This is a genomic window from Nonomuraea sp. NPDC003201 (assembly GCF_053590415.1).
Genome location: NZ_JBSFTC010000402.1, coordinates 1 through 8,211 on the forward strand (window position 1 = coordinate 1; position 8,211 = coordinate 8,211).

The 8,211-nt window shown below is 72.7% G+C and carries 9 protein-coding genes and 4 tRNA genes; 8 read left to right on the plus strand and 5 right to left on the minus strand.

Annotated features, from left to right (window positions below; translation table 11 throughout):
* Nucleotides 1–716: LysR substrate-binding domain-containing protein (locus ACWDX9_RS55630; protein WP_449970818.1), on the plus strand; the 716-nt coding region annotated here is incomplete at its 5' end.
* On the opposite strand, the gene ACWDX9_RS55635 is transcribed toward ACWDX9_RS55630, so the two are convergent.
* Nucleotides 706–1,782: an FAD-dependent oxidoreductase gene (locus tag ACWDX9_RS55635; protein WP_449970820.1), complete on the minus strand. Its 1,077-nt coding sequence runs from the start codon at nt 1,780–1,782 to the stop codon at nt 706–708. The genes ACWDX9_RS55630 and ACWDX9_RS55635 overlap by 11 nt on opposite strands.
* An 86-nt stretch (nt 1,783–1,868) precedes the next feature.
* Between ACWDX9_RS55635 and ACWDX9_RS55640 the strand changes: the two genes are divergently transcribed.
* The gene (locus ACWDX9_RS55640; RefSeq protein ID WP_449970823.1) at nt 1,869–2,555 is read left to right on the plus strand and encodes a TetR/AcrR family transcriptional regulator; all 687 of its coding nucleotides are present in this window, start codon (nt 1,869–1,871) and stop codon (nt 2,553–2,555) included.
* On the opposite strand, the gene ACWDX9_RS55645 is transcribed toward ACWDX9_RS55640, so the two are convergent.
* Nucleotides 2,539–3,291 carry a MerR family transcriptional regulator gene (locus ACWDX9_RS55645; protein WP_449970825.1) on the minus strand — a complete coding sequence of 251 codons (753 nt, stop codon included), beginning with the start codon at nt 3,289–3,291 and terminating at the stop codon, nt 2,539–2,541. The genes ACWDX9_RS55640 and ACWDX9_RS55645 overlap by 17 nt on opposite strands.
* 224 nt (nt 3,292–3,515) lie before the next feature.
* Here ACWDX9_RS55645 and ACWDX9_RS55650 point away from each other — a divergent pair.
* From ACWDX9_RS55650 to ACWDX9_RS55670, 5 genes are all read left to right on the plus strand, one after another.
* A tRNA-Ala gene (locus ACWDX9_RS55650) sits at nt 3,516–3,586 on the plus strand.
* Between the two features lie 13 nt (nt 3,587–3,599).
* Nucleotides 3,600–3,672: transfer RNA gene (locus ACWDX9_RS55655), tRNA-Leu, on the plus strand.
* A gap of 13 nt (nt 3,673–3,685) precedes the next feature.
* Nucleotides 3,686–3,758: transfer RNA gene (locus ACWDX9_RS55660), tRNA-Glu, on the plus strand.
* A gap of 39 nt (nt 3,759–3,797) precedes the next feature.
* Nucleotides 3,798–3,879 (plus strand) — tRNA-Tyr (locus ACWDX9_RS55665).
* A gap of 241 nt (nt 3,880–4,120) precedes the next feature.
* Complete coding sequence (locus ACWDX9_RS55670; protein ID WP_449970828.1) at nt 4,121–4,942, plus strand: nitroreductase/quinone reductase family protein; 822 nt, start codon at nt 4,121–4,123, stop codon at nt 4,940–4,942.
* Here ACWDX9_RS55670 and ACWDX9_RS55675 read toward each other — a convergent pair.
* Entirely contained in the window at nt 4,903–5,661 is a 759-nt protein-coding gene (locus ACWDX9_RS55675) for a nucleotidyltransferase domain-containing protein (protein WP_449970830.1), read from the minus strand. The genes ACWDX9_RS55670 and ACWDX9_RS55675 overlap by 40 nt on opposite strands.
* A 106-nt stretch (nt 5,662–5,767) precedes the next feature.
* Between ACWDX9_RS55675 and ACWDX9_RS55680 the strand changes: the two genes are divergently transcribed.
* Nucleotides 5,768–6,217 carry a MarR family winged helix-turn-helix transcriptional regulator gene (locus ACWDX9_RS55680; protein ID WP_449970832.1) on the plus strand — a complete coding sequence of 150 codons (450 nt, stop codon included), beginning with the start codon at nt 5,768–5,770 and terminating at the stop codon, nt 6,215–6,217.
* Between the two features lie 3 nt (nt 6,218–6,220).
* On the opposite strand, the gene ACWDX9_RS55685 is transcribed toward ACWDX9_RS55680, so the two are convergent.
* Nucleotides 6,221–6,874 (minus strand): response regulator transcription factor, encoded by a 654-nt coding sequence (locus ACWDX9_RS55685; RefSeq protein WP_350730613.1) that lies wholly within the window; start codon nt 6,872–6,874, stop codon nt 6,221–6,223.
* Nucleotides 6,862–7,977, minus strand: coding sequence for a sensor histidine kinase (locus ACWDX9_RS55690; RefSeq protein ID WP_449970835.1), 1,116 nt, complete (start codon nt 7,975–7,977; stop codon nt 6,862–6,864). The genes ACWDX9_RS55685 and ACWDX9_RS55690 overlap by 13 nt, the downstream gene beginning before the upstream one ends.
* Nucleotides 7,978–8,211 lie beyond the last annotated feature (234 nt).

Here is an 8,211-nt window from a genome sequence, read left to right on the forward strand (position 1 = left end):
GCCGGGCGGCTCTGGAGCACGCCCGGGCCGCGCTCGCGGCGGCGGGGGCGGTCGGTGAGGCGGTGGGCGAGGTGACCGACCTGCTCCGGGGGCGGCTCACGGTCGGGATGGTGATCGGCTGCACGGTCACGCCGCTGTTTGACGCGCTCGCCGCCTTCCACCGGGCGCATCCCGGCGTGGAGCTCTCCCTGCTGGAGGACAACTCGGACCGCCTCATCGAGGGGGTCCGCGCCGGCACGATCGACCTGGCCCTGGTGGGCACGGCCACCGACGCCCTCGACGGGCTGGAGGCGCTCACGATCATCAGCGAGCGCCTCGTCGTGACCGTCCCGCCCGGCCATCCCCTGGCCGAGCTGCCCCAGGTCGGCCTGCGCGACCTGGAGGCGTACCCGATCGTGTGCATGCCGCCCGGCACGGGGCTGCGCGCGGTGTTCGACCGGGCCTGCGCCGCGCAGGGCCGCAGGCCCGTGATCGCCCTGCAGGCCAGCGCCGCCGACGCCATCGCCGACCTTGCCGCCCGTGGCGTCGCCGTCGGCGTCCTCAGCGACTCCATGGCCGCCCGCCACGGCGACCGGCTCGTGGCCCGCACCATCGCCGACGTCGAGGCTCCCGCCCTGCTGGCGCTGGTCTGGCGCACCGGCCACGGCCCGGCCGTACGGGAGCTCCTGACCCGGGGCCGGCAGGCCTTCGGGACCCCGGCTGTGGTCAGCCGGTGAGCTCGCTGAAGAGACGCAGGGCCCCCTTGACGCCTTCCGGGGAGAAGAGGGCGTCGAGTCCGTCGGTGGCGAAGCGGGCCAGGCGCGCCGCACGGGGGAACATGACGCTCTCGTAGGCGCGGACCGCCGCGTCCACGTCGGGCTCGGTGGCCAGGGCGTCGGCCAGCTCGGCGCCGTCGAGCATGGCGAGGTTGGCGCCCACGCCCAGCGGCGGCATCAGGTGGGCGGCGTCGCCCAGCAGCGTGCGGCCCGGGGTGTGCGGCCAGGAATGGCCGACGGGCAGCGTGAACAGCGGGCGGGACTCGAACGGCTCGTCGGCCTCCAGCAGGAGCGCGCGTACGCTCTCCGCCCAGCCGTCGAACATCGACAGCACCTCGGAGAGGGGCAGATCCTGAGGGCCGCGGTAGGCGGCGTAGACGCGGATGCGGCCGTTGCTGTTGCGCTGGGCGAGCACGGCCTTGTCGGGGCCGTAGGCCGACATGGTGCCGTTGCCGACCATCCGCGCCAGCTCGGGGTGGCGGGCCTCCTCGAAGCCGGTCTCGACGAAGCTGACACCGGTGTAGGCGGGCGTCACCTCCGACAGGCCGGGACGCACCCGGGACCAGGCGCCGTCCGCGCCCACGACCAGGTCGAACTCCTCGCTGGGGCCGTCAGGGAAGAGCGCGCTCCGCCCGGCGGCCCCTTCCACGCCGTGGCCCCAGCGGACGGTGCCGTCCGCGAGCGAGCCGATGAGCAGGCCGCGCAGCTGCCCCCGGTCGATCTCCGGCATGCTCTCGTCGCCGTCGGCGGGCTGCTCGTGGTGGAGCAGGGTCCCGTGCTCGTCATGGATCCGCTTCTCCTGCCCTTCCGGCCGGGCCAGCGCGCGGAACTCGTCGAGCAGCCCGGCCTTGGCCAGCGCGGTCTGCCCGGAGCCCACGTGCATGTCGAGGGTGCCGCCTTGGGAGCGGGAATCGGGTGACGGCTCGCGTTCGAAAACGGTGACGGGCAGGCCGTGGACCTGCAGGACGCGGGCCAGGGTGAGGCCGCCGAGCCCGGCTCCGACGACGGCGATGCGGGGAGAGGTCATGGGACGATCCTTTCGATACAGTGTATTGGTCAATACACTGTATCGACCATAGACGGTGTATCCTCGTTCCTCAAGGAGGTGAGCCCATGCTCGTCTGGGAGCGGCCCGAGCCGCCGAGCAGGCCCACGCCGAGCCCGCTGAGCAGGGAGCGGATCGTGCGCGCGGCCATCGACCTCGCCGACCGCGAGGGGCTCGACGCGGTGTCGCTGCGCAAGGTCGCCGCCGCGCTCGACGCGGGCCCCATGCGCCTGTACGGCTACCTGTCCACCAAGGAAGAGCTGCTGGACCTCATGGTGGACGAGGTGTACGGCGAGATCGTCCCGTCAGAGCCACCCGGCGGCGACTGGCGGGCGGCGCTGCGGGATCTCGCCCGGCTCACCAGGCAGGCGGCGCTGCGCCACGAGTGGTTCGCCGACCTGCTGGGCGGGCGGCCCAATCTGGGGCCCAACGCGCTGGCCTACCTGGAGACCTCCCTGGCCGCGCTGGGGGACGTGCCGGTCGCCACGGTGATGCGGGTCGTCGGCACCGTCAACGCGTACGTGATGGGCGCGGTCCGCCTCGAGATCACCGAGCGGCGGGCCGAGCGCGCCAGCGGCCTGGACGAGCGGGAGTGGCAGAGCACCGTCGGCCCGTACCTCACCCGGATGCTGGCCACCGGCCGCTACCCGGCGGTGGCCAGGGTCGTCGCGGGCGACGACGTCCAGCCCGACTTCGACGAAGGTCTCGACTGGGTGCTCGACGGGGTCGCCCCGCGCGTCACCGGCGCGCCATGATCCGCATCGCCTGCCGTACGACCTCGGCCTGCGCGGGGGCGAGCCCGTCGAGGAACGGCTCGACCGCCGCCGCGTCCCAGTCGGGCGGGCCGGACCCGGCCAGCAGGTGCACCATGCTGTAGTCGGCCAGCGACTCCGCCAGCGGCCCCACCCGCGGATCGTCCGGCGAGGCGTCGGCCAGCGCGTCGAGCCTGCGGTAGAAGTCGTGGCCGCGCGCCGTCGTCTCGGGGTCGGCGGCCAGCGCGTCGAACATCTCGAACGCCCGCTTCCGATCGCCGCTCGTCGCCATGCTGTCCATCAGCACCAGCAGATCGCGGTCCCAGGCCGCCGCCTTCGACGCCGGGAGCTCCACCGTGCGCAGGAACGCCAGCAGATCGGGCGATGAGGTGTCGTCGGGGCCCAGCGACCCGGCCTCGGCCTGCTTGAGCACCTCGGCCAGCCGCCGGCGGCGCAGCCGGATCTCGTGCTCCTGCCGGGCCAGGTCCGCGTCGATCTCGGCGAGGATGTCGGACAGCTCGCGGGAGCGGTCGTCCGCGATGACGTCGCGCGCCTCCTCCAGGCTCAGCCCGAGCTCCACCAGGCGCCGCACGCGGGCCAGGGCGATGGCGTCGCGCATGCCGTACTCGCGGTAGCCGTTGGCCAGGCGCGAGGGCTCCGGCAGGATGCCTTGCTGGTGGTAGTAGCGCACCGTCCGGGTGGACACCCCGAGCAGCGCGGCGAGCTCTCCGATCCGCATACCCCACGATAAATCAATGGCAGGCGCCGCTGTGCACCGGCTACTGTCAGGGTCGTCGGAAGAACGAAAGGAAAGGCCTCCCATGCGATTCGCAGCCGAACGCCACTATAGCCGGGGCGCGGCGTACGGCGGCGCGCTCGCGGCGGCCGGGCCGGCTTCTGGATAATCCCCCTCAAGGATCCTCCAGAGGCCGCCGGGCAATCCACCGGGCGGCCTTTCTCTTTGGGCTGATGGTGAAAAGGCATCACACCTGCCTTGCAAGCAGGAGTTCAGGTTTCGAGATCCTGTCGGTCCACGTCAGCACTGGCACGTCCGTAGCCCAATGGCAGAGGCACCGGTCTAAGGAACCGGACGGTGCGGGTTCGAATCCCGCCGGACGTACGTAAGAAAAAGGGCCCCGTTGGTCCAGCGGTCAGGACGCCCGGCTTTCAACCGGGAAATCGCCGGTTCGAGTCCGGTACGGGGTACGGCCTGCCGTTTCTCGACCCGGAAAAACCATCGACAATGCGCGAGCTGGGCACATTGGTGAGCCCACCCGGCTGTAAACCGGACGCCTCGGCTGTGGCGGTTCGACTCCGTCCTCGCGCACTTCCTCCGGGCGAGTTGACATCCGTCGCGGATCAACGTGTAATGGCCGTCGCGTCGCGTGACGCCGGCCGTGCGGACGGCGGCGGCATGGAGGCGCCGAAACCAAAGGGGATGAGGCCGATGACTTCTCACATCGCTGGGCCTGCCTGAACGCAGCTGACCCGCGCACGTCGTTCCGGCGTGCTCTGACGGGTTTCCCAGGTCATCGAAGAACCCATCCTTCTTTGGAGCGAATACACGCATGCCCATTGACTTCAACCAGCAGATCATCGACGAGTTCCGGGCCAACGGCGGCCAGGTCGGCGGCATGTTCGAGGGAGCCAGGCTGCTCCTTCTGACGACCGTCGGAGCGCGCACGGGCGCGCGCCACACCACGCCCCTCGGCTACCTGCCCGACGGCGAGCGCAACCTGATCATCGCCTCGGCCGGCGGCGCGCCGCGGCACCCTGCCTGGTACCACAATCTGGTCGCCAACCCGCAGGTCGGCGTGGAGGACGGCGTCTTCACCTACCAGGCGAAGGCGGTCGTGCTGGAGGGCGAGGAACGCGACCGGATGTTCGCCCGCGCCGTGGAGGCCGACCCCGGCTGGGGGCGGTACCAGGAGAACGCGGGCCGCGTCCTGCCCGTGGTCGCGCTCCTCCCGATCTTCGACGGGCCGCCGCCGGGCCGCCTGGGCGACGCGCTCAAGCTGGTGCACGACGCCTTCCGCAGGGAGCTGGCCCGCATCCGCACCGAGGTCGCCCGGTCGGGGCCGCGCCTGGGCGCGCAGCTGCGCGTCAACTGCCTGACCATGTGCAACAACCTGCACGAGCACCACACGCGCGAGGACGGCTCCGTCTTCCCCGCGGTGGAGGGGCGCTATCCGGAGCTGGAGCCGGTGATGGCCCGGCTGCGCGCCGAGCACGAGACCGTCCAGCGGCTGCTGGAAGAGCTCCAGACGCTCCTCCGCGACGACGACCTGTCCCCCGGCACGCTGCTGGCGGAGGTCGAACGGCTCACCCGCGAGGTCGAGGCCCACCTCGACTACGAGGAGGAATACCTCGTACCGCTGCTGAACGGCTGATCCCCCACGACGGGTGGCGAGGTCCGCGGGTCCCAGTGGGCGATGCGGACCTCGCGCAGCCACGCTCCGACCGTCGCCTCATCGGGCTGGTCGGGCAGCGGCGTGCGCACGGTGTCGAACGCCTCCTCGGTGGCCGCCAGGAGAGCTTGGGCCTCTTCCAGGCTGCCGGCGGCGACCCTCTCCCCGAAGGCGCGGATCGCCTCGGGGTCGGGGAGCCGGATCGGCAGGTGGCCGGTCTCGTACAGCTCTCGCCCCTGGTGCAGGAGGCGGGCGAGGTGGCGGGCATGCTTGCCGGTCCGCTTGCGGGTGTCGGCCGAGAACGAGCCGTCGCCGCGCTGGTCGAGGCGTTTGAACTGCTGGGTGGCGTACCCGAGGTAGGCGTTGCGGACCCGCGGGCCGGACAGGAACGCGGCCCGGATGGCGATGAGCTGGTCGCCGAGCGGGGTGCGGGTCTCGTACAGGTCGTCGGGCAGCCAGACCAGCTCCATCACGGTCGGATTGCCGCCCAGCGCGAGCGAGCACCACTTGCCGACCTCGTGGAGCGAGCGGTCGGGGTTCGTCTGGACGATGCTCTCCTTGGGCCGGGACAGGCCGACCATGTCCAGCGTGGGGGTGGCGAACACGCCGAGCCGGTCGACGTCGGAGTCGGGCCCCGCCAGGCCGTAGGCGGTGGAGCCGACGACTCCGGCGAGCAGCACGTTGCTGGGGGTGTTGGTCACGGGATGCCCTTCGAGTCGCGCTTCCGTCGAAGATAGGGCAAATGATCAAATTTCGCGGCCGTTCCTGGGTCAGCGCAGCTCAGACAAGATTCGGTATGTTCTCGGCGTGGACGACACCTCTCGCGACGATCTCGACGTGAACGCCTTCACCACGGCGATCGAGCACTTCAACCGCTTCTACATCCGGCTCCCCGTGCTGGAGAAGCTGCCGTTCACGACGCTGTCGGTGCTGGACACGCTCGCGTTCAGCGACGGCCCGATGCGGCTGACCGACCTGACCAGGACCGAGCAGGTCAGCCAGCCCGGCATCACCCAGCTCATCACCCGGCTGGAGCGCGACGGCCTGGTGGAGCGCCGGCCCGACCCGACCGACGGCCGCGCCGTGCTCGTCCACATCACCGAGGCCGGCCGCCGGATCGGCCGCTCCCGCCACGACGACCGCACCCGCCACCTGGCCCCGCTCATGGCCCGGCTGACCCCCGAACAGCGCCGCGCGATCGCCGCCGCTCTGCCTGCCCTGACCCGCCTCGCGGACCTCGGCCACGAACACCCCTGACGCTCAGGCGAGGCCCGCGTCGTGGGCGAGGAGCGCGATCTGGGTGCGATTGTCCAGGTCGAGCTTGGTGAGGATGTTGGAGACGTGCGCCTTCACCGTCGTGATGCCCATGGCGAGCTCCGCTGAGATGTCCGCGTTCGTCCGGCCGCGCCCGATCGCCAGGGCGACCTCGTACTCGCGAGGGGTGAGGGCGGCCAGCGCGGCGCGGGCCCGCTCGTAGGCCCCGGCCTGGGCGACGGTGCGCTCCATCAGCCGCCGCGTGATGCGCGGGGACAGGATCGGCTCGCCCGCCGCGACCCGGGTGACCGCCTCCACGATCTGCGGCGGCGGGGTGTCCTTGAGCAGGAACCCGCTGGCGCCGGCGCGCAGCGCGTGCAGGATGTTCTCGTCGGTGTCGAAGGTGGTCAGCACGATCACCTCCGGCGGACGGGCGCGGGCGCGGAGCCGGCGGGTGGCGGTGATGCCGTCCAGCCGCGGCATCCTCAGGTCCATGAGCACGACGTCGGGCGCGTGGGCGTCGGTGGCGGTGATGGCCTCCTGGCCGTCGGCCGCCTCGCCGACGACCGCGATGCCCGCGGCGCCGTCCAGCATCATGGACAGCCCGGCACGGACCAGGGCGTCGTCGTCGACCAGGAGCACGCGGATCACGCGGGCCATGGTAGCCAGGCCTGGAGCCGGAACCGCCCCCCGGTGCTCTGGTGGTCCAGTTGCCCGCCGGCCAGCCGTACCCGTTCGGTGAGCCCGACCAGGCCGACGCCGCTGCCGGGCGCGGTCGGCGCCGAGCCGGGCGGGGGCAGCGGGTTGCTGACGTCGATCAGCAGGCGCGTGCCGGGGGTGCCGCGCAGCAGCACCTCCACCGGCTGGCCGGGGGCGTGCTTGCGGGCGTTGGTCAGCCCTTCCTGGACGACGCGGTAGCCGGTCCGCCCGGCGGCGGGCGGGGCGGCGCCGCCGGTCTCGTCGCTGACCTGTACGTCCTGACCGGCGTGGCGCGCTTCGGCGACCAACCGCGCCAGGTCGGCCAGCGTGGGCTGGGGTTCGAGCTCGTCCAGGAGGTCGTCGTCCTCGCGCAGCAGGCCGATCACCTGGCGCAGCTCCTCCAGCGCCTGGTGGACGCCGGAGCGGACCACCCCGGCGGCCCGGGCGAGCTGGTCGGGCGAGGAGTCGGGCCGGTACTCCAGCGCCCCCGCGTGGGTGGCCACCAGCGACAGGCGGTGGGCCAGTACGTCGTGCATCTCCCTGGCGAGCCGGCGGCGCTCGGCCATGCGGGCCTCGGCGACCCGCCGGCCCTGCTCTGCTTCGGCGCGGCGGGCGCGTTCGTGCAGCGAGATGAGCAGGGCGCGGCGGGAACGGGCCAGCGCGCCCCAGCCGAGCAGCGCCCCGTACGCGGCGCAGATCAGCAGCAGCCACCAGCCGAGGGAGATGCCGGAGCTCGGCCGCCACAGCCCCTGGACCAGGTGGGCCGCCATGCCCGTCGCCGCCACCGCCACCGCGACGGGGAAGCGCCTGCGCTGGGCCACCTGCAGCGCCCCCGTCGTCGCCGCCGGCGTGGCCACCGGGGAGACCACGGCGAGCAGGGCGGCGGCGAGCGCCCCGGAGACCGGCCACCACAGCTGGGCGAGCGCCGCGACCAGGCTCAACACCGCGACCGCGACATCCGGCCACAGCAACGCCCCGCCGCTCTGCCCCCACAGCGTCACGCCGGTCAGGCCGCCCACCCCGAGGGCCATGACCGCCACGGCCAGGGGCTGCTGGGGTCGCATCTTGCTCACCGGCCAAAGGTTAGTCGCCGGTACGAAGGAGCCATCACCTACTAAAGGAGGACCCGTACCCCACCGGGGACGGACAGAGCGCGACCGCGGGCCCGATGTGGCGACCCGCCCGGACGGGCCAGGCTGAGCGGCGTGAACACCTCCCTCAGAAGACTGCTCCTCACCGTGATCGGCGCGCCCGCGGCCGCCCTGGCCGTGTGGGCCCTGGCGGTGCCGCTGGCCGGC